The organism is Candidatus Cryosericum hinesii, assembly GCF_003570985.1.
In the GTDB taxonomy this organism is placed as follows: domain Bacteria; phylum Caldisericota; class Caldisericia; order Cryosericales; family Cryosericaceae; genus Cryosericum; species Cryosericum hinesii.
Map to the genome: position 1 here is coordinate 43,730 of NZ_QXIW01000024.1, position 25,676 is coordinate 69,405.

The window sequence follows — 25,676 nt, forward strand, 5'->3', positions numbered from 1 at the left end:
AGTTCGGGATGACGGTGTTCTGCCAGAATTGAACCAGTAGTGTAGTGATGATGTCACCTCCCGGTGCGAAAGAATATCATGGACGCACGAATGTGTAGAGACCCATGAGCTTGCGGACTGCTCCCACAAGGTACAGGGAGCCTGTCACGAGCAACCACGAGCCATCTGGTGTCAAGCTTCGGGCTTTCTCGTATGCCCTCTCTGCGTCGTCTTCTACGATGATGGAACCGTGGGGATGGTGGCGCAGGAACTTCTCCTCCAGTTCCCACGGGCTGGCAGTCCGGCCGTTGTCAGGGACGCGGGTCAGGACGACGGTGTCTACCTCTGGAGCCAGTATACCGGCGATACCGTCCATATCCTTGTCCATGAGCACGCCAAACAGCATGGTGAACCGCCGGCCGGGGAAATGGGCATGCAGTGATTCCACCAGGTACTTGGCGGCTGTCTGCGTGTGTGCACCATCCAGAAGGATCGTTGGAGTACCGGGAACGAGCTCCATGCGTCCGGGCCAGAAAGTCTGCCCCAGGGCACGTCGCATTGCAGGTTCAGGCACGTCGATGCCATCCTTGACAGCCAGAGCGACGACCGCCGTGATGGCGCTTGACGCGTTCTGGACCTGATGAGTCCCGCGAAGCGAGATGGTCACGTCAGGGAGCGAAACCTGTCGCCTAAGGATCACACCGGCATAGTCGAACGTGACGGAGTCCGGTGTGAACCGCTGCGAGGAGAAGGCGTAGTCTCGTCCAGCAAGGGCAATCTGGTTTTCCATCGTCTCGGCCTGGGCGAGCAGGGTCGCCTGGGCGGCAGGGTAGTCCTGGTGGCCGATGACCGTGATGCCTCCCAGCTTGATGATGCCGGCTTTCTGGGTCGCGATCTCTTCGACGGTGTTGCCAAGCCGGTCTGTATGTTCCAGTCCGATATTTGTGATGACGGCAACCTCGGGCACGGGGATGACATTGGTAGCATCGTACAGTCCTCCGAGACCGACTTCCCACACGACCATGTCGACCTTCCTGCGGGCGAAGTGCACGATCGCCATGGCGGTGAAGACCTCGAAGACCGTGACAGGATCATCTTCCGAGACGCTGCCAATCGCACTCCATACAGCGTCGAACGCGTCAAGGAAGTCCTCCGGCGAGAGCATGGTCCCGTTGACCGAGATGCGTTCGCCGACATCCACGAGTGAGGGACTGATGTAAAGGCCGACGGTGTAGCCGGCTTCCTCGAGGATACGTGCTGTGAACGCACAGACCGATCCTTTGCCCTTGGTACCTGCCACGTGAACGAATCGGAGCTGCCGTTCCGGGTTTCCCAGACAGGCCATGATACGACGAATTCTCTCCAGGCCCAGCTTCGAGCCGAACTTGGAGAGTGAGAAGACGCAATCGAGTGCTTCAGCGTACGTTGTTCTTCGCTCGCGAGTCTGCACGCCGTGCCAGGTCTAGCCCTGCCCCTGCAGGAAGGTTGCGATGAGCTGTTCCTCAGCCTTGAGGTCTTCCAGTTTCTGTGTGTCCTTGTCGACGACTTCGGCCGGCGCACGTGCAAGGAAGTCCTGGTTGCCCAGCCGAGCTTCGAGCTTGGTGGTATCTGCGTGCAGGAGCTCCAGTTTGCCCGCGAGGACCTTGAGCTCGCCTTCATAGTCGAAGTCCGACTTCGCAAGGATCATGACCTGCATCGTCCCGTAGGCGCCTTTGATGTAGCGCTGGGTCGAATCCAGCTCCGTGCCGATGTCGGCAAACCGTCCAACGAACTTGACTGCCTCCGCATTTGCCATGATTGCCGCGATGTCGCTTTCCGCCCCGACCGCCACCACGCTCTGTTTCTCGGTTGGCGGCAGATGGAAGACCGCCTTGAGGTTCCGGACTGCCTTGATGAACCCGATGAGGAAGTCGGCCTGTGTGGCGTTCTTGTCGTAGGTGGTCATTCCATCGGCTTCGGGGTACGCCGTCGTCGCCATCAGATGGTCGCCGCCGTACAGCTGCTGCGTGATGGTCTCGGTGACGAACGGGACAAACGGGTGGAGAAGGCGCATCGTGTTTTCCAGGACATATGCCAGTACCCAGCGGGTTGCGGGTGCTCTGGCCTCGTCGCGGAGCGGGATCTTCGCCAGCTCGATGTACCAGTCGCAGAAGTCGCCCCAGACAAACTCGTAGAGCCGGTGCGAAGCCTCGCCGAAGTCGTACACGTCCATTTTGGCTGTCACGTCGCGCGTTGCATCGGCCAGGCGCGTCAAAATCCATCGATCGAACAATCCAAACTGATCGTCGGATAGACGGGGGCCGGCCAGCGTCTCCTTGACGTCCACATTGGCGACGACGAAGCGTGTCGCATTCCAGAGCTTGTTGATGAAGTTGCGCGACGACAGCAGCTTCTGGTCGGAGGGCAGGATGTCCTGTCCTCCGTAGGTGGAGAGGGAGGCCATCGTGAATCGCAGGGCATCGGTGCCGTACGTACTGATGAGGTCCAGTGGATCCACCTGGTTCTTGAGCGACTTGCTTATCTTCCGTCCCTGCTCATCGCGGACAAGGCCCGTGATGAAGACCGTATGGAAGGGAACGTCATCCATGAACTCGAGGCCGGACATGACCATGCGAGCGACCCAGAAGAAGATGATATCGTATCCGGTGATGAGCAAGGACGTCGGGTAGTAGTAGGTGAGAGAGGCAGTCTGTTCAGGCCATCCCAGCGTAGCGAACGGCCACAAGGCCGAGCTGAACCACGTATCCAGGACGTCACTTTCCTGGGTGATATGACTGCTGCCGCATTTCGGGCACACGTGCGGGGTGTCGACGGAGGCGATGACCTCCCCGCAGTCCTCGCAATGGTAGACCGGGATGCGGTGACCCCACCACAACTGACGGGAAACACACCAGTCGTTGATGTTTTCCAGCCAGCTTTCATAGACTTTCCGCCACTTGACCGGCAGGATTTCGACCTTGCCGTCGCGTTCAGCCTTGAGTGCTCTGGCGGCCAGGTCCTTCATGCGCAGGTACCACTGGTCCGTAACGATGGGCTCAATTGTAGAGGCGCAGCGCGAGCAGTGCCCAACGCTGTGTTCGTAGTCGTCCACCTTTTCCAGCAGCCCCAGGGCATCGATCTCGGCCACGATCTTCTCACGGGCTTCAACCACAGACATGCCACTATAGTGCAAGGCGTTCTCGTTCATGAGGCCGTCGAGACCAATGACAGCCATGCTCGGAAGGTCATGTCGCCGGCCGACCTCGAAGTCTGTGGGGTCGTGGCCGGGAGTGATCTTGAGGGCGCCCGTGCCGAAGTCCAGCAGGACGGCTTCGTCCGCGATCACCGGGATCGTCCGGTTGGCGACGGGGACGATGACCTCTTTGCCGACGATATCCGTGTAGCGTGGGTCAGTCGGGTTGACAGCGACGGCTGCATCGGCGAGGATGGTCTCCGGGCGCGTGGTGGCAATCGTGACGGACCCCGAGCCATCGGCGAACGGGTATCGGACGTACCAGAGATGGCCCTTCTCGTTTGCGTACATGACCTCGATGTCGGAGATGGCCGTGTGGCAATGGGGGCACCAGTTGGTGATACGCTGACCCTTGTAGAGAAGGCCCTTCTCATAGTAATGGACGAAGGCGGTTTTGACAGCGCGCTCATACGGTTCGTCAAGTGTGAAGCGCAGACGGTCCCAGTCAGCAGAGACGCCGAGCTTCTTGAGCTGGGACAGGATAATGCCTCCGTACTTCTCTTTCCACTCCCAGATGCGACGGACGAATTCGTCGCGCCCAAGTCCTTCCTTTGTCAGCCCCTGTTCCTTGATCTGACGCTCGACGACTGCCTGTGTGGCGATGCCGGCGTGATCCATGCCCGGCAGCCACAGAGCCTCGAACCCCTTCATGCGCTTGTACCGGATTGCGATGTCCTGGAGTGTACATTGAAGAGCGTGTCCCATGTGCAGGTACCCAGTGATATTGGGTGGCGGCATCATGACAACGAATGGTGTTCTGTCGGGGTTGGGCTCCGAATGAAAAGCCGCCTGGCTGAGCCATAGACTATAGATCTCTTCCTCGTGCTTTTTCGCTTCGTACAACGGATCCAGTTGGATTGGAGTCATCGCTCAAACCTCCACGACGGTATCCTGCAAGTATAAGCTGCGGCCGCTGTTTGTCAATTGAACTGAGGCTCTTCGCCCCTGATTGCCACGGCCAGGAACGCGGCTATACTTTCGCTGGACCGGACCCTTTTGAGTCGGAGGACACGCGCGACATGTATCTGAAATCCCTTCATATCCAGGGGTTCAAAACCTTTGAGCAGAGTACGACACTGGAGCTTTCCTATCCGGTCATCGCTATCGTCGGGCCCAATGGTTCGGGCAAGAGCAACCTGGTCGATGCGTTGCGCTGGACACTGTGTGAGCAGAATCTGAGGACGCTTCGTGCCCGTTCGATGCTGGATCTCATCTTCGCCGGCAGCGCCACACGTCATCCCGTCAACTATGCCGAAGCCGAGGTCGTGTTCAACAACGAGGGCGACGTGTTCGGCACCGGCACGGACACCGTCACTGTGGCCCGGCGTATCTTCCGTTCCAGAGAATCAGACTTCCTCATCGAGGGAAACGATGTTCAGCTTCGGGATGTCGAAGAGCTGCTGACGTCGACGGGGCTCGGGTTCCGCCACTACCCGTTCATCGGGCAGGGCGAGATGAGCCGCATCTTCACGATGAAGCCGGAGGAGCGCAAGGGCCTCTTCGAAGAGGTCGCCGGCATTGCCGAGTACAAACAGCGCAAGAGGGACACGCTGGTCAAGCTGGAAGAGACGAGGGTGAACATCGCACGTGTCGAGGACCTGCTGGCCGAGCTGAACGGCAACTATGCGCATCTCGGCATACAGGCGGCGGCGGCACGTGAGTATGTCGGCTATCAGTCACGCCTGCGCGATCTGGACATGGATATTGCGCATGCGCGGTATCTGTCTGTACGGCGAGAACAGGAACGCGCCACGGCGCGTCTTGCCGAGGCACAGGAGAAGATGGCGGAGGTCATCACCAGCCTGAACAGCCGGCAGGCAGCGCATGACGATCTCCAGACCGCACAGCGCAAGATCAGTGCATCACTCCGTGAGAAGGCATCAGCTCTCAGCGAGGCGCGGGAGGATGCGTACCGGCTCGAGAAGGAACTGGTATCCGTCCGCGAGAAGGCCAAGTATCTTGTGGCAGAGGAGTCGAGGCTTGTACGTCAGGAGCAGGACTGGGATGCCAGCAGACTCCAGACGACCAAGCTGGCCGGCGAGACGGCATCGTCCATCGATCAGTTGAGGGGCGAAGAGTCACAGGGGGGCGCGGAGCTGGCCGCAGAGCAGCGCACGTACGACGAAGTGATCCAGAGCGTCGAACAGAGGCGCAAGGGCCTGGCCCAGACGCAGGCCCAGGTCCTGCAACTCGAGACCGAGGTCCGCCAGCTGTTCAGCCGGTTCAATCCATTACAATTCGAGCTGGACGAGAAGCGCAAGACCGTTGAGATTTCCGGACAGGCCACTGACGTCCCTGAAACTGAAACAGCCGCTGAACAAGTGAATGTGGTGCGTGAGCAGGCAGCCGCACTCGAGAAAACACTTGAGGAGTGGCGAGGGCAGTCTGAGAACGTTTCTCGGAACTTGACCACGCTCGAACAGGAGCAGGCTGCGCTGGCAACTGACAGCAAGGACAGAGCGATGACTGCCGAGTCCTACCGGAAGTCCCTCAAGAATGCCGCGGCGTTCGTCGCCAGCCTCGAGCGGCAGATACGGAACGGGTCCACGGCACGCCGTGTCCTCGATGTGGTCGACCTGGGTGAACATGGGCCTCTGCTCTTGCAGTTGCTGCGGGAGGAGCTGGCCACCCTGCTGAGCGATGATCCCTGCGGTGCCCTGGCGCTAGCTGTCCGTCGTTCTGGACAAGCGACCATGGGGGTCCGGTACGCACCAGAGGGCGATGCAGCTGACCAGAAGGACGTCGTCACATCTTCCGTGGCCACTATGGCCCGCAGTCTGGCGGGCGCGCCATCTGTTATCGACGAGTTGCTGCGCCGACTCTTCGTCGTCTCGTCTCTCGAGCAGGGACTGGTGTTCGCCCGCGAGCATCGCCACGATTTCTACAAGGTGTACTGCGAAGACGGATTTGTCATCGACAGTGCATTTGTGGTGCGGCCGCTGCGCGGGTCCATCGAACGGTCGTTTGCGGGCAAGGACTCTGCCGAACTTTCCCGGCTCGAGGCAGAGGCTGCCGAAGCCCTGCGGTTAGCTGCTGACCAGGCGCAGGCGGTGACGCTCACGCGCCACAAGCGAAGTGAACTCCTGAGTGGCATCCAGCAGACTGAGCGCGATCTGAAACAGGCTCAGGCGCGGTTACAGGCGATGGTCGTGGAGGAGGAACGCCGCCTCGCGGTCGAGCATGAACGCGCAACCCGTCTGGACGCGGCACGGAGCCGTATCGTGGAACTCGAGAAGGAACTGGCCCCCCTCCGCGAGACTCTTGCTGAACGCAGAAGTACCCTGGCCAGGGCGCGCGACGCCCAGGACAGCGCGGACAGGGCCAGGCAGAAGGCCGAGACAGACCTGCTGGCAGGCAAGGACAAAGTCCAGGCGTTGCAGATCCGGCGAAACTCCGTGTCAGGCCGCATCCAGGCATTGCTGGAGAAGAAACTGGCATATGAAGAGCAGCTTGCGAGCCTTGCAACCGAGATCAAGGCGTCGCAGGACGGATTGGTGCGGGTGCGTGCCGAACGCGTGGCGCTCGAGCAGCGTATCAGTTTGCTGGACACCCAGTTCAGGGAGAAGTCGAACGGATTGGCGGTGTTCCAGGCCGGCATCGACCAGCTGGAACTCGACAAGCGTCACAAGGACGAACAGAGTGCGACCCTGGCGGCGGAGATGGAAGGGGTCAAGGCGAGTCGTACACGCCTCGAGGGCCGTGTACGCGAGCTGGAGGTCCTGCTGGCGGAAGGGAAGGGCAAGCTGGAGCAATTCACGGCGCGCGATGACTTCGCACAACTGACGGAAAGAACTGAACCAGAGGCAAACCTCGAACAGATGCAGAGCGAGATGGACCAGGTGCGCCGCAACATGACGAACCTGGAGCCCGTGAACATGGCTAGTATCAAGGAAAGCGAAGAGCTTGCGGAACGCGTTGCGCATCTCAAAGCGCAGGATGATGATCTCTCTCAGTCGAGAACGAAGCTGCTCGCGCTGATCGATGACCTCGATCGGCGTGCGTCGACATTGTTCGAAGAGACGTTTGTCGTCATCGAGAAGGCGTTCCAGGAGAACTTCGTCAAGATGTTCGATGGCGGCGAGGCAAGACTGGTGCGCCAGGAGAACGGTGAACTCACAGGGATCGACATCGACGTCGTGCTTCCGGGCAAACGGCGGCAACCTCTTGAACTGCTCTCCGGTGGCGAGAAAGTCCTGACGGCTGCGGCTCTGCAGTTTGCTCTCTTCAAGGCGCGCCCCAGCCTCTTCTACCTTCTTGATGAGGTGGACAATTCGCTCGACGAAAACAACGTTCATCGTTTTGCGCGGTTGCTTCGGGAGCAGGAGGGTTCACAGTTCCTGGTCGTGACCCACAACCGTGAGACCATGCTGGCAGCGGATGTCCTCTACGGTGTGACGATGCAGGAGACAGGCGTGTCCAAGGTCGTCTCGCTTCGGCTCGACAGCGACGAGGAGCTTGCTCGCCAGTCCTGACGAATTACCTCCATTGACCATAGGGCTACTGGTGCTGACTCTGATGGTGCCGGGGAGTCGCAGCCTGAAAGACAAGCGGTCCGTTCTCCTGCCCCTGTTCAGTCGTATCCGACGAAGTTTCAACGTCTCCATCGGCGAGGTTGGAGACAGAGACAAGCGCGACCAGGCAGTCGTCGCAATCGTCGGCGTGAACAGCGACAAGGCGCAGTGCAACACGACGCTGCTGGCAATCGAGCACGAGGTCGAGGCCGCGGAAGACTTGATCCTGAGCGACTTCAGTGTGCAGTTCCTGTAGAATCTTGTACCCGGTAGGCGTCGTCGCGCGGTTATTCACCAGACGAGCAACGCGCGCCTGCCGACCACCCTGTTCAGGACCGGCAGTCGTGGCAGTATCAGCGCCAGCGTCGTGGACCCTGCCGACATCGTCCGCGAGGCCCGCGTCCACCACGCCAGCCGTGTCGTCCTCGTCCACAACCATCCCAGCGGAGAGGGGTTAGGAGGTGTCTCTGTTCTGGATCGTATCATCGTGAGCGGTGACTGCGATCGGATGACGTATGCGTCCGGACCATGGAAAGGCTCGTCAGGCGCGACCCCAAGAGTGGGGGGCACCGAGCTACGAATCGCATCGTTCAGGCACTGAGACTCGTCCGGACGAGTCCCGTCCGTCGGCCTGGAAAGGTGCGGATAAGAAGACGTGCGAGGAATTGCTGCTCGCTCGAAAAGAAAGGATATACCGGCAAGACTACAGGAGAATCGCAGAAGACTGCCTCACTAGCCAGAGAACGCTCTTTGTCTTCGCTCCATAAAGGCGTTGGAGTGCCTCGGGCAACAACCAACAGATCCACACTCAACTGGATATGGTGAACACCGCGGCGAGGCAGTTTGCTGTCATCCTTGTCTAGAAGATCTCCGCCTTGCACAGACGTCGGCTCGGCCAACGTGGAGGAGCGTACGACTTGGTACGACGCAGTTAGAAGATAAGCCAAGGAATCTTGTTACACTTTTGTGACATGCCTTGACATTTTGTAAGGACATGGTACACCTCTACTTGGAACCCAGGAGAGGCCCATGAAAGATCAGAGGAATGACATGGAAGTGCAGGAACCTAGGAAGTTCAGCAAGAAGGATAGGGCGATACTTCTAGCGTTGGAGCCAGTCGTAGATGGAGTAGCTACGATGTTTGGCGGCGGATGCGAAGTGGTACTGCACTCTCTGGAGGATTTGGAGCACTCTCTGGTGAAGATTGCAAATGGCCACGTAACTGGGAAAAAAGAAGGTGCTTCCTTAACAGATCATGCCGTTGAAATGCTCAAAAACGCAAGTTCGAGCAAGAATGGCCGGATCGAGACTTACTACACCAAAACAAGCGACGGGACCTTGATGAGGTCTGTTATTGTTCTCATCAGAAATGAAGAAGGGAAACGCTCTCCAAAATACATTCGCCTCAACGGCTGGCATGATTTGCGATGGAGCCAAGACAAGCTGTGCGTTGAAAGCAGCAATGGGAACTAGCACGGCCATAAGCAATGCGCTACTCGCGCTGGACGGTGTTGTTGTGCCTGGCGCAGACGGAATTGTTTCAGGAAGCATAAAAGGCACTATCGGAAATCTTGGTTACCTAGTGACAAATGGCATGGGGGCCGTTGACAAAAGCCTGATTGATATTTTGTCAGGAAGATCTATTTCTGTTCCACTTACGTAACAAGGGAAAGCCTGCAAGAATCGATCTGACAGAAGCATCGTTACAAGCAATAGGGTGCGGGAAAGACGTATCATTCCGCTGTCTAGCAGAAATGGAGGTGTCAGCATGCCAAAGTCAACATTCAAGGTTGTTTCGCGCAAGCTCCCCGGGGGTTTCGCCGTTGAAAGCGAGTCCCGTGGTTTCAAGATAATCATGGACGAACCACCACAGTTTCGCGGAACCGACACAGGCATGAATCCGGTCGAGGCTCTGTTGGCCGCTCTTGGTTCTTGTCAGTGCATGACGGCTGCAGAGTTTGCCAAATCTCAGGATATCGACCTCAAGGAGTTCTGGGTCGAACTCGAAGGAGATATTGGCATTGATGGGTGTCGCAGGGGCGATCCGAATGTGCGTCCCGGCTATCAGGAAGTCCGGTTTACTATGCACATCAAGACAGATGCACCGCAGGACAAGGTCGAAGCATTTCAGCAGTTCATTGAGAATCACTGCTCGGTCGGGGACTCGCTTGCAAAGGGTGTCAGCATGATGCCGACAACCATCGTTATCGAGAAGTAGTCGCTGGAGGAAATGGGAAGCTGTCGGCCGCCAGACCGGGAAGGTTGTACCACGTTCTTCTGGTGAGTTGTTGTTATTTCGATAGCCGAAAAAACGGCTAATCTCTGTGGGGAGGAAGAAGAGTGAAAAAGCTGCTAACAGTACTGCTTTCGTTCATGCTTGTCGCAGTTGTATTCGCAGGTTGCAAGAAGGCCACAACGCCAACAGGCGATGGTACTACTGGGGCCAAGTATCACATCGGTATCGTTACAGGCACCGTTTCTCAGGGTGAAGACGGCCTTCGCGGCGGTGATGCACTTGCAAAGGAATACGGAACCGTTGCCAATGGTGGCATAATCCAGGCGATTACGTATCCAGACAACTTCTCCTCTGAACAGGAGACAGTCATTGCCGATATCGTCGGTCTTGCCGACGATCCACTCATGAAGGCCATCGTCGTCAACCAGGCCGTTCCCGGCACAACCGAGGCATTCAAGGAGATCCGCGCGAAGCGTTCTGACATCCTGCTCTTCGCCGGTTCACCACAGGAGGACCCCAACGTCATCGACGCAGCTGCCGACGTTGTCACTGAGGCCAACAGTCTGGCTCGTGGCTACCTCATGATCTGGTCAGCCAAGCAGTTAGGCGCCAAGAACTTTGTCCACATTTCATTCGCCCGTCACATGAGCATTGAGCTTCTGAGTCGCCGCTGGGCCATCATGCAGCAGGCAGGCATTGACTTGGGCGTCAAGACGTACTTCGAGACCGCCCCCGATCCTACCAGCGATGTTGGTGTGGCCGGCGCCCAACAGTTCATCCTCGAGCACGTTCCGACCTGGGTCCAGAAGTATGGCAAGGACACGGCATTCTTCTGCACCAATGACGCAGAAACCGAACCGCTACTGAAGCAGATCATGAAGTATGGCGGCATGCTCATCGAAACTGACTCGCCTACAAATGGCTATCCCGGTGCCTTTGGCATTGACCTCACGGCTCAGCAGGGTGATTGGCCTGCCATCCTCAAGAAGGTGGAGTCCACCATCGTGGCCGACGGCGGGACTGGGCGTTTTGCCTCATGGGCATGGTCTCTCGACTACACAACCACGGCAGGTCTTGGCGAATATGCCAAGCGCTGCATCGACGGTACAGCCAAGGTTGCGAACATGCAGGATATGCTCTCTGCATTTGAGAAGTATACTCCTGGTGCAGCATGGAACGCTTCCGACTACACGGATCTGAACACTAGCAAGACAGATACCAACCATTTCCTCATCTATCAGGACACGTATGTGTTCGGCAAGGGGTATCTGGGCACCACCAAGCAGGTAGTTCCGACGAAGTACTTGACGTACAAGGCAAAGTAGAACTCTGCAGTCAAACGCTGGGGCGCAGGCCCCAGCGTTGTCTCTTCATATGGGTACGACTTCATGGCGCATGACAACGGCCAATAGCACTGCGGAAATGCTGTGCTGCAGAAAAGGCCAAACACGCTACATAACCAATGGTTCCGAGTACCCCTCCCTTCTGAGCCTTTCAGCGACTCCCCTCTCGTCTCATGAATCGGAAGTGATCGATTTCTTGACTGGTGGCAACAGTTCCTGACAGCGCATTTCTCAAACAGGTACCTCTCTTCTCCCCTCTTCCTCAAAAGGGAAGAGGGGGTTCTTATATCACGCGCCGGGTCCGGTGGTTCCTTCAGTCGTAGTATCAATGCTGCCTTCGGAATCTCACTCCAGATAAGAGTGCGACCCTTCCAAAGAGGACATCGACACGACCAACAAGATCACGCAGGCCCTCAAGTATGTTGGCGTGCGCGTCCTGGACCACATCATCGTGGGCCGTGTCCGTCAGGACGAGTTCAGCTTCGCCCGGGCGGGGAGGGTACAAAAAACCACCCCGGCCAAGTGTGTCTTGTGGCTCCCCGCAGTCGTCCTATGGTTTCAGCAAGGTCCGCAGGATCTCTCCGGCCAGTTTCGGGTTTGCCTTGCCCTTGCTCTTCTTCATGAGCTGGCCGACGAGAAAACCGAGTACTGCCTCCTTGCCGCTCCTGAACTGCTCAACCTGGGTGACGTTCTCCGTTATCACCTCGCGTGCAAATCCTTCGATCGCGGAGGTGTCCGAGACCTGTTCCAGGCCAAGGCTCTTCACCGCCTCGGACGGTGTCACGCCGGAGTCGACCAGCATCGGAAGAACGTCCTTGGATGCAGTGTTGCTGATGGCACCCTTCTCGACCATCGTCAGGAGGCCGGCGAGTGTCGCGGGCGTCAGCTGCGTCTCCGACAGCGTCTTGCCGCGTTCGTTCAGGAGCCTGGCCACCTCGGTCCCCATGTAGCTGGCGAGCTTCTTCGGGTTGTCATACAGAGCAATGGTCTGCTGGAAGAACTCTGCCGTGGAGTGTTCCTCGGTCAGCAGGGCCGCATCATATGGCGAGAGGTTGAGGTCTCGTTCGAAGCGTGACTGCATCTCCCAGGGCAGTTCGGGCATCTGTGCCCGCACGGATTCCAGCTCTGTGGGATCCAGCTGCAGCAGGGGCAGGTCCGGCTCCGGAAAGTAGCGGTAATCGTTGCTGGCTTCCTTGCTGCGCATGGCGGTCGTTGTTCCCTGCACTTCGTCAAAGTGCCTGCTTTCCATCATGATGGGAGTACCGTCGGCAATGCACTGTGCCTGGCGCTGCTCCTCGTAGTCGATGGCCCGCTTGACGCTGCGAAAGCTGTTGAGGTTCTTGATCTCTACTTTTGTCCCTAGCTTCGCAGGATCCGGACTGACGGAGACATTCACGTCACACCGCATGGCACCCTTCTCCATGTCGCCTGACGATACGCCGAGCCACCTGACAAGCCGTCTCAGATTATGCAGGAACTCGTATGCTTCATCGCCGCTTTGCATGTCTGGTTCAGTGACAATCTCGACCAGTGGCATGCCACAGCGGTTGAAGTCGACCAGCGTCTCACCCCCGAGCGTGATGTCCGCGGCATGCATCGACTTGCCGGCGTCTTCCTCGATATGGGCGCGTGTTAACCGGACGCTGCGGCCGCCTTGTTCCGTGACGATGGGAAGCGATCCTCCTGTCGCGATCGGGCGGTCGAACTGGGTGATCTGATAGGACTTGGGAAGGTCCGGGTAGAAGTAGTTCTTGCGTGAGAACTCGGAGACCTCGTGGACAGTACAGCCCAGTGCCGTGGCGATCCTGACGGCCAGGCGCACGGCTTGGGCGTTCAGCGTGGGCAGGGCGCCTGGCAGTCCCAGGCAGACGGGGCAGACATGGGTGTTGGGCTCGTCCCCGAACGCCGTGCTGCAGCCACAGAACATCTTGGTCTGCGTGGCCAGCTGGACGTGAATTTCCAGGCCGATCGTCGTGGTCATGACTCACCTCCAAGCGCTGTGAACAGGACATTCGCGCAGGAGAGAACGTCAGCATCGCTCCAGCGGGGACCCATGAGTTGCAGTCCGACAGGAAGACCGGCGGTGTCCTTTCCAGCGGGAAACGAAATGGCAGGGGCTCCGGCCAGGTCCGCGGGGATCGTGAACACATCCGCCTTGTACATTTCCAGCGGGTCGGTCACCGCTCCAAGTTTGAACGCTGTCGTCGGGGTGGTCGGTGTGAGCAGGACGTCGGCAGACTGCAGTGCCGCGTCCAGTTCGTCGGTGATGAGTTGGCGTACACTGGCTGCCTTTTTGTAGTAGGCGTCATAGTACCCGGCAGAGAGCACGAATGCGCCGATGAGGATGCGCCGCTTCACTTCGGTGCCGAATCCGGTATTGCGTGTCCTGCTGTATGTTTCCGTCATGTCCCGTCCGTCCTCGTGCAGGCCGTAGCGAACGCCGTCAAACCGTCCGAGGTTGGCGGAGCACTCGGCAGGCGCGATGATGTAGTAAACGGGCAGTGCGGACAGAATATGCGGCACGCTGACCTCGACGATCGATGCGCCGCTTTTCACGGCTGCTTTACGGGTCGTCTCCATGGCTGCTGCGATTTCCGGCTGGACATCCAGCCCCTGGAGTTCACGGATGATGCCCACCCGTTTGCCTGCGAGGGTCGGTTGCAGTGCGGCCTCGAAGTCCACGTGGGGTCGTTTGACGCTGGTAGCATCCTTTGGATCATGGGCAGCCATCACGTTCATCATGATGGCAGCGTCCCGGACGCTCCTCGCAATGGGACCGATGCAGTCGAGGCTGGACCCGAAGGCGACCAGGCCGTACCGCGACACAAGCCCGTAGGTCGGTTTGAAGCCGACGACTCCGCAGAACGCTGCGGGCTGCCGCACAGAACCACCGGTGTCGGAACCGATTGCTCCAAGAGCAAAACCCGCAGCGACCGCAGCCGTCGAACCGCCGCTGGATCCACCGGGAACTCGGCTCAGGTCCGCGGGGTTGTGCGTCGGGAAAAAGGCAGAATTCTCCGTGGAGGAACCCATGGCAAACTCGTCGAGGTTGGTCTTGCCTGGTACGACAGCCCCTGCTGCAAGCAACGACTGCACGACAGTCGCCGAATAGGGGGCGACATAGTGTTCAAGGATCCGGGAGCCGCAGGTACAGCGTTCGCCTGCCATCATGATGTTGTCCTTGACTGCTATCGGGGCTCCTGCAAGAGGAGACGAGGGATCGGCGGCCTGCGCATCGGACCGGGCGGCGTCGAGGCGCAGGTGTAGAAACGCCTTCACTTGAGGGTCTCCGCGTTCGATGAGTTGCCGCGTCTCGCCCAGATACTCTTCTGCCGACAGTTCGTGCGCGCGAACAGCGTGACGATACTGTTCCAGGGTGCGTGGAAGTTCGCTACTCATCCTCGCCTCCCATGACGTTCCGCACGACAACGAATCCATCACGCATCGCGGGCGCTCCACCGAGCCCTGCTTCCCGGGTCAGGCCTTCGCCTGGCTCATCCGGACGGAGTTCGGTCATGGCGGGCCGCTTTCTGACGATGGCTGATGTGTCGACGGAGCCCAACTGTGCGACATACCCGAGGATACGTTCGAGGTCCCCCAGAAGAGGCCCCTCCTCTTCTGGGGTTATCTCGAGACGCGCGAGTGAAGCCACGTGTTCGAGCGTCTCTTTGTCGATGATCATACCCATGATACCTCCTGTGCCTGTTTTCTCAGGTCCCCTGCCCGACGAGAGAGAGGAACTGCTGTTCGTCAAGGATCTCGATTTTCAGCCGCCGGGCCCTGGCCATTTTGCTCCCCGCGGCGGATCCTGCGACGAGCGTTGTTACTTTCCGGGAAACGGTCTCCGACGTCTCGGCTCCGAGCGCACGCACTAGTTCCTGTGCTTTGCTGCGGGCCATGGTGGACAGCTCTCCGGTGAAGACGAAGACCTTGCCGCTGAGGGGACCGTGCGCCCCGGGGGCCGCGACGCCCTCCATATGAACTCCTGCCTTCCGGAGGCGCTCGACGAGCGTGCGGTTGTGCTCTTCCTGGAAGAAGGCGGTGATGTTCTCGGCGGTTTTCTCTCCGATGCCGTAGACATGAATCAGGGATTCAGGCGTGGCCGATGCAAGCGTCTCCATGGAGCCGAAGGCCTGGGCCAGATCGCGGGCGCCTACCTCGCCGACCTGAGGAACGCCCATGGCATACAGCACACGGGCAAGACCCCTTCCCTTGCTCTCTTCGAGATGAACTAGAAGTTTGCGGGCCACGAGAGATCCCATGCGCTCCAGTTGAAGAAGCTGCTCCTCCGTCAGGTCGTAGAGGTCGGCGACATCATGTGCCAGTTCCACCGTGACAAGCTGGTCGACCACGGCTTCTCCTATGCCCTGGATATCCATGGCGTCCTTCGAGCACCAATGCAGCAGCCGTTCCCGCACCTGTGCGGGACACGAGGCGTTCACACACTTGGTGGCGGCTTCATCTTCGATACGCACCAGCTGCGAGCCGCACACTGGGCATACGGCCGGCATGATGAAGGGGTGCTCGATACCGGTGCGGGCGGAGAGCACCGGTCCCAGAATCTCGGGGATGACCGAGCCTGCCTTGCGCACGACGACCGTGTCTCCGATAAGGATGCCAAGACGCTTGACCTCGTCGTCGTTGTGCAGGGTCGCCCTCGCAACGATCGACCCGTCGATCTCGACCGGCGTGAGCACCGCGACCGGCGTTGCAACACCTGTTCGACCGATAGAGATGATGATATTTTCGAGGCGTGTTTCCTTTTCTTCGGGAGGGAACTTCCATGCCGAGGCCCACCGAGGTTCCTTGGCCGTCTGGCCCAGCGCACGCTGCAGTGATATCTCGTTCACTTTGAATACAATACCGTCGGCAGCAAACGGCAGCGAACTGCGGGCAGCTGAAATCTCCCGGGTAGCTGCCCACATCTCGGCGGGTGTCCGTACCAGGCGCACAAACGGCGATATACGGAAGCCGACGCCGGCAATCCAGTCCAGCAAGCTCTTCTGGGTGGGAAGTACCAGGTCTTCCGATGTTTCCCCCAGTGCATAGGCCACCAGATGCAGTGGGCGTGAAGCGGTGATGCGTGGGTCCAGCTGACGCAGGGTCCCAGCAGCCGCATTGCGTGGATTGGCAAACAGGGGGTCGCCTGAGGCAGCTCGCGCGGCATTCAGTGCCTCGAAGTCACGCCTGAACATGACCATTTCGCCACGAATCTCGACCAATGTCGGGATACGGCCCCCCATGCTACCCAGGTTCATGGGGATGGAACGCACCGTCCGGACGTTGGCGGTGACGTCTTCGCCCGTTGCGCCGTCTCCGCGTGTGGAGCCCTCTACCAGGAGACCCTTCTCGTACCGAAGTGAGATCGCAAGTCCATCCATCTTGATTTCCGTCAGATACTCGATGGGGTCATCCTGCCCAAGTGCTCGCCGGACGCGGGCGTCGAAAAGGACGACGTCTTCTTCGGAGAACATGTTGCTGAGGCTGAGCATCGGAACGCGATGCCGGACGGTCGTGAATCCCCCGAGAGGGGTTCCGCCCACGCGCTGTGTCGGTGAGTCCGGCGTCACCAGGTCCGCAAACTCATCCTCCAGACTCTTGAGTTCGCGCATCAGGGCGTCGAAGGCTGCGTCTGGTATCCTCGGGCTGTCCAGGACATAGTACTCGTAGTTGTGAAGTTCGATCTCTGTCTTGAGCTGTCGTATGCGTTCGCGCGCTGTGTCGCGGTCCACGGATCCCTCCTGTCAGGGCGTCAGAATGGAAAAACCGCTGCCGAGGGCAAGGGCAGAGCGCATCCCCGGCAGCTGGAACACTCGTACCTCGTCGCTCTCAGCCATACTCCATTGGTGTACAAGTGCTCGCGTTTTCATGTCGTAGATACCAAGGAAATAGACCGCAGTCTGAGAGGTAGATTGTTCCTGGAACAGGAGTGCACACTCTCCATCGGACATCGAGGCGTCGATTGCATTGAAGTTGAGTTTTGAGGCTGACAGCAGTTGCTTGCCATCCTTGTCGAAGATCTCTGCAGTGCGTCCAAAGGTCAGAAAGTCGTTACCTAGCGCGCGAAGGTCGGGATTGTCGGAAGTGGCCGAAATCTGGGCTATCTTCTTGCCCGTCTGGTCGAACAGATAGCGGGGCAGGGAACCGGGGGTGCCCAAGATGCTGCGGCCGTAGCCGGCCAGGATGCGTGTGCCGCTGTCGTCCACAACCGTGACGAGTCCTGCCAGTTTCTGACCTGGGTTGGGGACCGTGAACTTGGCGATGACCTTTCCTTGCGGCGAGACGGTGTAGATGGTGCCGCTTTCCAGTGTCACGACGAGCGTTCCGCTGCGCACAAGGCTGATCTGCGACCCACGGCCGAAATCGGGTACGGTGTAACCTTCCTGGTACTTGCCGGCAATGTCGTACATGACGAATTGCCGGGATTGGTCTTTCAGGAACGAGTAGACGACGGCAACCCCTCCGGTGATGGTGAACACGGCTTGCTCGACCACGCTGGGAGCCGTCGTTTGTCGCGACCATTTCTGGTGAAGGGCATCATCCAGCAATGTCAGTCGCTGTCCTGCTACCAGAAGGTACTTGCCCGACGTACTCAACGTGAATGACGTGGGATTATCCCCCAGTTCCACACCTTCGCTCTGGCTCGCCCATCCACGTAACGCAAATATCTGGCCGGTCGCCGTCAGAGCATATCCCTGGTCCTGTGTGCCTACGATCCCAATAGGATAATCATTGGTCTTGAACTGTGAGGCCACGTGCAGCGTCGTCTCTTTTCCACGAAGTGCCCACAAGGTCATGGCACCCAGGGTTGCTGCCACAAGGATAAAGGCGGCGAGCCAGCGCTGATTTTGGAGGGTTATGTGCAACAGGCCATGCGACTTAACGGTTTTCTTCATCTCATCACCGTGACAATTCTAGCCTGAACGTCAGGTTTGGCAAAGAAGAGGTTGGTGGGCCCAACGGCTTATAGCTCCTGGCGTTGCTTTTGGCGGATGCTCCAATATACTGACATTGTCGACCAGGGAGGTGACCAGTGGACAAGTTCACGGAGCGGGTCATTGCGGGAGCGAAGCGCCTCGGCGCAAGCTACTGCGATTGCCGTCTCATTGATATGGAACGAGAGGATGTGTCGGTTGTCGGGGGAGCACCCCGCGCCGTCGTGCATGCTCATCAGCGTGGATTTGGGGTCCGCGTCATTGCGAACGGGGCATGGGGATTTTCATCATCGTCCGTCGTGACCGACGCCGAGGCCGACCATATCGCCGAAGAGGCGGTGGCCATCGCGCACGCGAGTGCGCTGGCAAAGAAGAAGGATGTCGTCCTGGCGCCGGTTGCTCTCAGTCAAGACATGATACCGCACCAGGCGGACGTGGATCCCTTCACGATCCCTGATTCTGACAAAATCGGACTGCTCGCCGAAGCTACCAGGACGATGATGCTACCGGGAGTCGTTTTGGCGCGAGGTCAGATGCAGTTTCTGAAGGAGCGCAAGATCTTCGCGTCCTCCGAGGGTTCGTATATCGTCCAGGACCGGGTCGAGAGCGGGGCCGGCGTCAGCGCCATGGCTGCCAGCGATGAGGGCGACGTCCAGGTCCGCAGCTACCCCATGTCCTTCTCAGGCGACAACGCGCAGTCGGGCTGGGAGTTCGTGGAAGCAATGAAGCTGCTGGAACATGCCGAACCGACCGCCAGGGGAGCCTTGGCGCTCCTCTCCGCCAAACCGTGTCCGTCAGGCGTCAAAGACCTGGTTGTCGGAGGGCAGCAGCTCGCCCTGCAGGTCCACGAGTCATGCGGTCACCCATCCGAGCTGGACCGGGTCATGGGCATGGAGGCATCGTTCGCCGGGACATCATTTCTGACGCCCGACAAGAAGGGCAGCTTCCGCTACGGGTCCGACATCGTCAATTTGACCGCGGATCCCACGATTCCCCACGCGCTGGGTGGACTCGTGTATGACGACGAGGGGGTGAGGGGCCGCAAAGTGTACCTGGTACGGGGCGGCATCTTCGAGCATTACCTCAACTCTCGTGCATCAGCTCCCGTCGTCGGCGAGGAGCCCATGGGGGCGATGAGGGCCGATGGCTTCGCACGCTGCCCTATTGTCCGTATGGTGAGCATCAACCTCGAACCGGGCGATCTGACCTTTGAGCAGTTGATTGCCGGCGTCGAGGACGGACTCTACGTGGACGGCATCAAGAGCTGGTCCATCGATGATCGGCGCCTGAACTTCCAGTTCGGCAGTGAGATTGGCTGGGAGATCAGGGGAGGGAAATTGCAGGACATGGTCAGGAACCCGACGTATACCGGCGTCACGTATGAGTTCTGGAGGTCCTGTGACGGCATCGGAAACCCTGAGCTGTACCACGTGTGGGGTGTCGACAATTGTGGAAAGGGCGAACCGATGCAGGTGGCGCATGTGTCCCACGGTACATCTCCTGCCCGGTTCCGCCATGTTCAGGTGGGAGTGCTCCATGAGTAGAGAACAGCTTCATGGTCTTATGAATGACGCGCTGAAGGCGTCGGATGCAGACCAGACAGAGATCGTTACCATGACCTCTAACAGCGCTCTCACGTGGTATGCCGAGAACATCATCCATCAGAACGTGGCCGAGCACACGGCGCAGGTTCAGGTGCGCGCCGTCGTTGGGAAGAAGGTCGGAAGTGCCTCGACGGCCGACTGCTCTCCCGAGGGTCTGGCGCTCATTGTTCGGCAGGCATCGCAGGCCGCCCGGCTCATGCCTGACGATCCCGGGTTTCCAGGTCTTCCATCTCCTCAGCCGATAGCTGCAGGACGCGTCGGAGGATGGGTCGCGGCGACCGCCGCCTCCCAGCCCGGAGAACGCGTTCTTGCTGTGAAGAAGGTCATTGAGCGCGCAGAGCACGAGGGCCTTCGGGCGGCTGGGACCTATCAGGTGCAGAACTCTGAACTGGCAGTTGTGAGTTCGATGGGCACAGCAGCCTATCAGCAGTACACGGTCGCAGCTCTGAAAGCCGTCGTCATGGGCGATGACAGTTCCGGATATAGTCTGATGTCGTCGGCTGACGTTGCGGACATTGATCCGGAAGTCACAGGCGAACAAGCTGTGCGCACGGCAGTCGAGACACGGCATCCCGCTGAGGTCGAACCCGGAGCCTTTGAGGTTGTCCTGAGCCCGTTTGCCGTCGAGGAGCTCATGGGCATGCTGGCCTATCTTGCCCTGTCCGCTCGCAGTGTCGAGCAGCACACGTGTTTCCTTGAGGGGCACGAGGGTGAGCAGATCTCTTCCCCCATCGTCAGTCTATACGACGACGGGCTGGATCCTGCAGGAATGCCTGTTCCCTTCGATTTCGAGGGAATGCCGAAGCATCGCGTCGATTTCCTGACTCAGGGCAAGGGAGGGAACGTCGTGTACGATTCCTACTACGCTGCCAAGATGGGTCGCGCGACGACAGGACACTCGCTTCAGCAGCCAAACGACATCGGCCCCTATCCGCTCAACATCTTCATGGGCGCGGGTGACAGCAGTGAGGCCGACATGGTTTCGCATGTCGAACGTGGCATCTATGTGACCCGTTTCTGGTACGGCAACCCTGTCGAGCCGAGGGGCGCGGTGGTCACCGGGACGACGCGTGACGGCACGTACCTCATCGAGAACGGCCGTAAGACGCATGGGGTTCGAAATCTGCGGTTTACGCAGGGGCTCGTCGACATGCTTGCGCACACTGTCGAAATCAGCCGGAACCGCGCGGTCCTGGCTTCATCATTCGGAATCGGCGCCATGGTGCTCCCCAGTATCCGGGTCGAGGGGTTCCAGTTCACCGGCGTGACCCGCTAGCAGAAAGGGAAAGGGAGGAACACAGATGAGACGTATCGCAGTCATGACGGCAGGGGCGGACGCACCAGGTATGAACGCAGCCATTCGCTCCGTTGCAAGGCGTTCATTTGAGCTCGGATACGATGTCCTGATGGTACGGGACGGGTTCGAAGGACTCGTGCGTGGCGAGATCGAGATCATGAACAAGAAGACAGTTTCCGGTATCCTTCCTCTGGGTGGAAGCATCTTCGGTAGTTCCCGGGTGTCGTCCGAGTTTGCGGTCCAGAACCTGGAGAAAATACGCAGTGTCCTGGAAAGCAATAGCATCACGACCAGCATCATCATCGGCGACCGCAGTGCCGTCGCTGTGGCGGCAGTATTTGACGCAAACAGCATTCCATGTGTTGTCGTGCCCAATACCATCGACAATGATATCTTTGGCACCGACTTCAGCATAGGATTCGACAGCGCGATCACGACCATCAGCGATGCGCTGGACAAGCTCCATTCGACGGCGTCGGCGCATCATCGAGTCATGATCGTGGAGGTCATGGGCCGTCAGTCCGGCTGGCTGGCACTGTACGGTGGCCTCGCAGGGGGAGCCGATTTCATTGCCATTCCTGAGCAGCCTGTACCCATAGAGACGCTGGCAACACACCTCAAGCAGCGGAAGGAAGAGGGGAAGGATTTCTCCATCGTCGTCGTGGCCGAGGGATACCCGGTAGCCACACATGAACCGACTGTTGCGGGCAGGCCCGTGGCGGGATACGGACTGGCAGAAGCATTGGCCAGCACAACCAACCTGTCCATACGCGTCACGGTGCTGGGTTATCTCCAGCGGGGCGGCTCGCCCACAGTCTTTGACAGGTTGCTGGCCACTCGACTGGGCCTTGCGGCCGTGAACGCAGTGCGCGAAGGCAAGTCTGGCATCCTTGTGGGCGAGGTTGGGCAGCGCATTGCCTTTACTGACCTCAAGGAAGCGACGAGTCAGCCACACGTCATCCCGGCCGACATTGTCCTTGAAGCCAAGACCTTTTACTAGATTCTGGCCGACCAGCCACACTGCCGCTTGACAGCAAACGCCCCGGCCATCAGACCGGGGCGTTCTTTGTTGATCAATGCCCTGAGGCGGCGCGGACTACTTGCGCCAGTCGCGCGGGTAGAGGAAATCGGTGCCGACGGTGCGCTGTGACAGTTTGGCGATAGGAGGAGGAACGCGTTTGAACTGGGATGTCAGAATCTTGCGCTCGACCCGTTGCACAAGGTCAAGATCAAAGCCTTCTGATATGACTTCGGCAGACGAGCAGCGCTGGTCGACCAGGAGGTACAGGACCTGATCGAGTGTCTCGTAGCTTACACCGATTTCTCCCTCATCCGTCTGGCCAGCCCAGAGGTCGGCGGAAGGCGGCTTGGCGATGACCTGCTGTGGCAGTCCGATGTGACGCGCGAGCGACCGCACCTGGGTCTTGTACAGGTCGCCGATGGGCATGATGGCACATGCCATGTCACCATACCACGTCGAGTAGCCGACCAGCAGTTCGCTCTTGTTGCTGGTTCCGACGACAAGGGCATTCTCCTTCTTCGACTGGTCGAAAATGACGGCCATGCGCAGGCGAGCCAACAGGTTGCCCGTCCGCAACCGGTCGATGCCGGGCTGTAATGCGAGGTATGCATCGGCCATGCCACTGATGTCCAGCTCCTGCCAGGGAATGCCGCAGAATTCGAACATCGTGCGCACATCCCGCTTGCTTTCAGCTGAACTGATCTTGTAGGGAAGGAAGATGGCGTGAACATGGTCGGCTCCGAGAGCGTCGACGGCCAACTTGAGCACCAGTGCAGAGTCCAGTCCACCGGAAAGGGCAATGCACGCCTCTGTGAACCCACTTGTGTGCAGCTCTTCCTGGACGAAACGTTTGAGATAGTCCTCGACAAATGCGTTGTTGAGAGCGAGGGTATCCACTGTCATGAGTTCCTCCTCGTTTCCAGAGCATGGCGTATGATCTCCAGGTCTTCCTCCCGGCGAATGGGAAGCTGATAGCGGTGTCGTGCAATGTGCGACGTGTCGACGGTTCCGAGAAGCTGTACTGCCTCGAACCGTGGGGCTGACACGGTGATCCCTCCGATTGGGTCGCTCAGAGCCGAACCTCCATAGAAGCCGAGCCCGTCGTCGAATCCCACGCGGTTGACATATACGACGAACATCCCGAGGAACGTGCTGGCCGAACCGAGGGCCAAGCCGACGGTCTGCTCGATTCCAAGTTCCTCGCCGCCAAATCCGCGTGCCGGCATGGCACTGGGCGCCAGCAGCAGTTCCACGCCGAGAGCGGCCATCGTGGACACCTCAAGGGGATGGAACAGGTCACGACAGATGACGATGCCAGTGCGCCCGAAGCGTGTGTCGAAGACTGAGAGTTCCCTCCCGCGTCCAAGGAACTTGAGTTCCTCGAACATGCCGTGTGTGGGCAGGTACATCTTGCGGTGGACGTGGCGGACTTCGCCGGCGTCCATGAAGAACGCACTGTTGTAGGGAATGCCGTCTTCGCCTTCTTCGACGAAGCCTGCGCAGATCGCGATGTGGCGCGAAAGCTCACGGAGGCCGGCGAACTCAGGGCAGTCGGCGGGGCGCATGACGTCAAGCGTCTGGTCCTTGAGCGTGTACCCGGTGAGTGACAGTTCAGGGAAGACAATCAGGCCGGCCCCGGCCTCAAGTGCCCGCTCAGTCTGGTCGATGTGCATCTTCACGTTGTATTCCAAGTCACCGCACGCAGGGTTCACCTGGGCAAGAGCGACGGTATAGGTCATCGAACCTCCTTGACGGGATGGATATTGTGACTGACCAGGACAAGCACGGGAAGGCCGAGAAGAATGACAACGGCCGCCTCACCAGCCAGGATCGAGAGCGCCACCGGCGTATAGACTCCCCAGGAGAAGTGCGCCAGGATGAAGCGCAGACTCGCCGTGAGGCTGTGTGTGAGAGGCAGGTTCTCAGCTCCCGGCAGGGTGAGTGTCGATACATAGGCGGACACGATGAGCGCGTTGAGGACGATCGGCGGTATGGCTGCCAGCCAGAGCTTACCGGTTCTGCGCAAACGTCTTGTGAGAAGGGCGGCCAGCGCGGTCACACCGGTACCGATAACGACGTCGATGAGGCCAAACGGGGAGAACAGGTTGGCGACAAGACAACCGATGACTACGCCAACGACTGCCTCGTCGAGCAAAAATGGCAGCAGGACGAGAGCTTCTCCCAGCCGGAACTGCACGACTCCGTAGCTGATGGCATTGAAGGGTGGAACCATTGTGAAGACAATGTACATCGCCGCAATGAGGGCGGCGCGGGTGATCTGCACCGTGCTGTGCCGGTTCATTCTGGAGATTTGCGCTCGCTGGGAAGAGTTGTTACCGTGGTGTCGGCGGTGATCTCCTGGCTCTTGCCACCTGGTTTCAGTCGCTTGTTCTGACCAAGCATCATCGCGCGGAACCTCTTCCGGAGGGCCATGTCGCCGGCGAAAGCGATTATAGTGGCAAGCAGCAGACCGATGAAGAAGGAGGCGTAGGCTACTGCTTTGACTGACGTTTGTATTGTCGGGAAGAACGGAATCGGCAGTTTAACGGGCTCTATTGGCAACTGGCCAATGACAACTGCGAGGACCGCAAACACGACAAGAAAAACGACCAGACTGGTCANNCTAATATACCCCAAGGGGTATATGATGGAGAAGACAAAGGTCTTACATAGCCTTCGACGTGTCGAAGGGCAGTTGCGCGGGATTCAGAAGATGGTCGACGAAGGTCGTCCATGCGATGAAGTCCTGGTGCAGCTTGTGGCTGTTCATGCGGCCATAGGCCGCATCGGAACCGACATCCTTCTCAACGAAGTCGGCTGCCGCGTACAACAGGATCTTACCCCCGAGAAGGAACTGGAGCGCCTGGAGAAACTTCTTCTTACATACAGTGAACTCAAGTAGAGTGGTGAAGCAGACATAGCATTGAGCAGACAATCCTGCAAGGAGGAACACATGGAAGACAACGAGATTGTTGCAACAACCGCGAATTTTCAGAGCGAGGTACTCTCTTCTTCGCTACCTGTCCTGGTCGATTTCTGGGCCCCGTGGTGCGCCCCGTGCCGCATGATTGCACCAGTCATTGCCGAGATTGCCAATGAATATGCAGGCAAGTTGAAGGTCGCTCGTCTGAACGTGGACGAGAATCAGGAGATTTCCGCTCGCTATGGCGTCATGAGCATACCGACGCTGGCATTGTTCAAGGGCGGCGTCGTCGTTGATCAGGTGATCGGCGCCGTTCCAAAGCGGGCCATTACAACGAAGGTCGACGCACTGCTCCAGAAGAGCTAGGACACTTTCACAGTCCTCAGGAGCGGGTGGTCGCCCTCGTGGTGGTCGCCCGCTCCTTGCTTGTCAGCCCAGCGCTAATCGGTACAATAAAGGGGGTGAGATAGATGTTCCTGACAGAACGGCAGAAGAACATATTGCTGGCCATTGTCCGAAAATATATGGACGACGGTGAGCCCGTCAGTTCGGGATTCGTAACCAGCCAACTGGGCAACGACCTCTCGTCTGCTAC

Annotated in this window: 22 protein-coding genes and 1 pseudogene; 13 read left to right on the plus strand and 10 right to left on the minus strand. The window is 58.9% G+C overall.

Annotation, left to right across the window (positions count from 1 at the left end; translation table 11 throughout):
• Nucleotides 1–76: 76 nt before the first annotated feature.
• Together SMC3_RS04715 and SMC3_RS04720 are read right to left on the minus strand one after the other, a co-directional pair.
• Nucleotides 77–1,429: a bifunctional folylpolyglutamate synthase/dihydrofolate synthase gene (locus SMC3_RS04715; protein ID WP_119087144.1), complete on the minus strand. Its 1,353-nt coding sequence runs from the start codon at nt 1,427–1,429 to the stop codon at nt 77–79.
• 12 nt (nt 1,430–1,441) lie between these two features.
• A complete protein-coding gene (locus SMC3_RS04720; RefSeq protein WP_119089892.1) occupies nt 1,442–4,078 on the minus strand; it encodes a valine--tRNA ligase in 2,637 nt (878 codons plus the stop codon).
• A gap of 152 nt (nt 4,079–4,230) precedes the next feature.
• Here SMC3_RS04720 and smc point away from each other — a divergent pair, with 152 nt between their 5' ends.
• The 8 genes and pseudogenes from smc to SMC3_RS09930 all read left to right on the plus strand — a co-directional run.
• Nucleotides 4,231–7,683 carry a chromosome segregation protein SMC gene (smc, locus tag SMC3_RS04725; RefSeq protein ID WP_119089893.1) on the plus strand — a complete coding sequence of 1,151 codons (3,453 nt, stop codon included), beginning with the start codon at nt 4,231–4,233 and terminating at the stop codon, nt 7,681–7,683.
• 43 nt (nt 7,684–7,726) lie between these two features.
• Nucleotides 7,727–7,978 carry a DUF503 domain-containing protein gene (locus SMC3_RS09915; protein WP_413814575.1) on the plus strand — a complete coding sequence of 84 codons (252 nt, stop codon included), beginning with the start codon at nt 7,727–7,729 and terminating at the stop codon, nt 7,976–7,978.
• A gap of 111 nt (nt 7,979–8,089) precedes the next feature.
• Nucleotides 8,090–8,323 (plus strand): JAB domain-containing protein, encoded by a 234-nt coding sequence (locus SMC3_RS09920; RefSeq protein ID WP_207799668.1) that lies wholly within the window; start codon nt 8,090–8,092, stop codon nt 8,321–8,323.
• Nucleotides 8,324–8,751: 428 nt separating this feature from the next.
• Nucleotides 8,752–9,195, plus strand: a complete 444-nt coding sequence (locus tag SMC3_RS04740) for a PAS domain-containing protein (protein WP_119086678.1) — start codon at nt 8,752–8,754, stop codon at nt 9,193–9,195.
• Nucleotides 9,140–9,385, plus strand: coding sequence for an L-serine ammonia-lyase, iron-sulfur-dependent, subunit alpha (locus SMC3_RS09925; RefSeq protein WP_165846579.1), 246 nt, complete (start codon nt 9,140–9,142; stop codon nt 9,383–9,385). Before SMC3_RS04740 ends, SMC3_RS09925 begins: the two co-directional genes overlap by 56 nt.
• A 105-nt stretch (nt 9,386–9,490) precedes the next feature.
• Nucleotides 9,491–9,940: an OsmC family protein gene (locus tag SMC3_RS04750; RefSeq protein ID WP_119086680.1), complete on the plus strand. Its 450-nt coding sequence runs from the start codon at nt 9,491–9,493 to the stop codon at nt 9,938–9,940.
• A 122-nt stretch (nt 9,941–10,062) separates the two neighbouring features.
• Nucleotides 10,063–11,283: a DUF3798 domain-containing protein gene (locus SMC3_RS04755; protein ID WP_207799669.1), complete on the plus strand. Its 1,221-nt coding sequence runs from the start codon at nt 10,063–10,065 to the stop codon at nt 11,281–11,283.
• A 391-nt stretch (nt 11,284–11,674) separates the two neighbouring features.
• Nucleotides 11,675–11,782, plus strand: a pseudogene (locus SMC3_RS09930) (JAB domain-containing protein); the annotation flags it as partial.
• 69 nt (nt 11,783–11,851) lie between these two features.
• Here SMC3_RS09930 and gatB read toward each other — a convergent pair.
• Genes gatB through SMC3_RS04785 form a run of 5 tightly spaced genes read right to left on the minus strand, consistent with a single transcriptional unit; the run spans nt 11,852 to nt 18,197 of the window.
• A complete protein-coding gene (gene gatB, locus SMC3_RS04765; protein WP_119089894.1) occupies nt 11,852–13,282 on the minus strand; it encodes an Asp-tRNA(Asn)/Glu-tRNA(Gln) amidotransferase subunit GatB in 1,431 nt (476 codons plus the stop codon).
• The gene (gatA, locus tag SMC3_RS04770) at nt 13,279–14,700 is read right to left on the minus strand and encodes an Asp-tRNA(Asn)/Glu-tRNA(Gln) amidotransferase subunit GatA (protein WP_119089895.1); all 1,422 of its coding nucleotides are present in this window, start codon (nt 14,698–14,700) and stop codon (nt 13,279–13,281) included. The genes gatB and gatA overlap by 4 nt, the downstream gene beginning before the upstream one ends.
• The gene (gatC, locus tag SMC3_RS04775; RefSeq protein WP_119086683.1) at nt 14,693–14,989 is read right to left on the minus strand and encodes an Asp-tRNA(Asn)/Glu-tRNA(Gln) amidotransferase subunit GatC; all 297 of its coding nucleotides are present in this window, start codon (nt 14,987–14,989) and stop codon (nt 14,693–14,695) included. Before gatC ends, gatA begins: the two co-directional genes overlap by 8 nt.
• 22 nt (nt 14,990–15,011) lie before the next feature.
• Nucleotides 15,012–17,033 carry an NAD-dependent DNA ligase LigA gene (gene ligA / locus SMC3_RS04780; RefSeq protein WP_119086684.1) on the minus strand — a complete coding sequence of 674 codons (2,022 nt, stop codon included), beginning with the start codon at nt 17,031–17,033 and terminating at the stop codon, nt 15,012–15,014.
• A gap of 12 nt (nt 17,034–17,045) precedes the next feature.
• Entirely contained in the window at nt 17,046–18,197 is a 1,152-nt protein-coding gene (locus tag SMC3_RS04785) for a hypothetical protein (protein ID WP_119086685.1), read from the minus strand.
• A gap of 137 nt (nt 18,198–18,334) precedes the next feature.
• Here SMC3_RS04785 and SMC3_RS04790 point away from each other — a divergent pair, with 137 nt between their 5' ends.
• Genes SMC3_RS04790 through SMC3_RS04800 form a run of 3 tightly spaced genes read left to right on the plus strand, consistent with a single transcriptional unit; the run spans nt 18,335 to nt 22,137 of the window.
• On the plus strand, nt 18,335–19,780 hold the full coding sequence (locus tag SMC3_RS04790) for a TldD/PmbA family protein (protein ID WP_119086686.1): 1,446 nt from the start codon (nt 18,335–18,337) through the stop codon (nt 19,778–19,780).
• Complete coding sequence (locus SMC3_RS04795) at nt 19,773–21,116, plus strand: TldD/PmbA family protein (protein ID WP_165846580.1); 1,344 nt, start codon at nt 19,773–19,775, stop codon at nt 21,114–21,116. Before SMC3_RS04790 ends, SMC3_RS04795 begins: the two co-directional genes overlap by 8 nt.
• A 25-nt stretch (nt 21,117–21,141) precedes the next feature.
• Complete coding sequence (locus SMC3_RS04800) at nt 21,142–22,137, plus strand: 6-phosphofructokinase (protein WP_119086688.1); 996 nt, start codon at nt 21,142–21,144, stop codon at nt 22,135–22,137.
• A 96-nt stretch (nt 22,138–22,233) separates the two neighbouring features.
• Here the strand turns inward: SMC3_RS04800 and SMC3_RS04805 are convergent, their stop codons facing one another.
• Genes SMC3_RS04805 through SMC3_RS04815 form a run of 3 tightly spaced genes read right to left on the minus strand, consistent with a single transcriptional unit; the run spans nt 22,234 to nt 24,460 of the window.
• Nucleotides 22,234–23,061, minus strand: a complete 828-nt coding sequence (locus SMC3_RS04805; RefSeq protein ID WP_119086689.1) for an NAD+ synthase — start codon at nt 23,059–23,061, stop codon at nt 22,234–22,236.
• The gene (locus SMC3_RS04810; RefSeq protein WP_119086690.1) at nt 23,058–23,897 is read right to left on the minus strand and encodes a nitrilase-related carbon-nitrogen hydrolase; all 840 of its coding nucleotides are present in this window, start codon (nt 23,895–23,897) and stop codon (nt 23,058–23,060) included. The genes SMC3_RS04805 and SMC3_RS04810 overlap by 4 nt, the downstream gene beginning before the upstream one ends.
• Nucleotides 23,894–24,460 carry a QueT transporter family protein gene (locus SMC3_RS04815; protein WP_119086691.1) on the minus strand — a complete coding sequence of 189 codons (567 nt, stop codon included), beginning with the start codon at nt 24,458–24,460 and terminating at the stop codon, nt 23,894–23,896. The genes SMC3_RS04810 and SMC3_RS04815 overlap by 4 nt, the downstream gene beginning before the upstream one ends.
• 345 nt (nt 24,461–24,805) lie before the next feature.
• Between SMC3_RS04815 and SMC3_RS04820 the strand changes: the two genes are divergently transcribed.
• Entirely contained in the window at nt 24,806–25,060 is a 255-nt protein-coding gene (locus SMC3_RS04820; RefSeq protein ID WP_207799670.1) for a metal-sensitive transcriptional regulator, read from the plus strand.
• Nucleotides 25,061–25,111: 51 nt separating this feature from the next.
• Nucleotides 25,112–25,447, plus strand: coding sequence for a thioredoxin (gene trxA, locus SMC3_RS04825; protein WP_119086694.1), 336 nt, complete (start codon nt 25,112–25,114; stop codon nt 25,445–25,447).
• Nucleotides 25,448–25,676 lie beyond the last annotated feature (229 nt).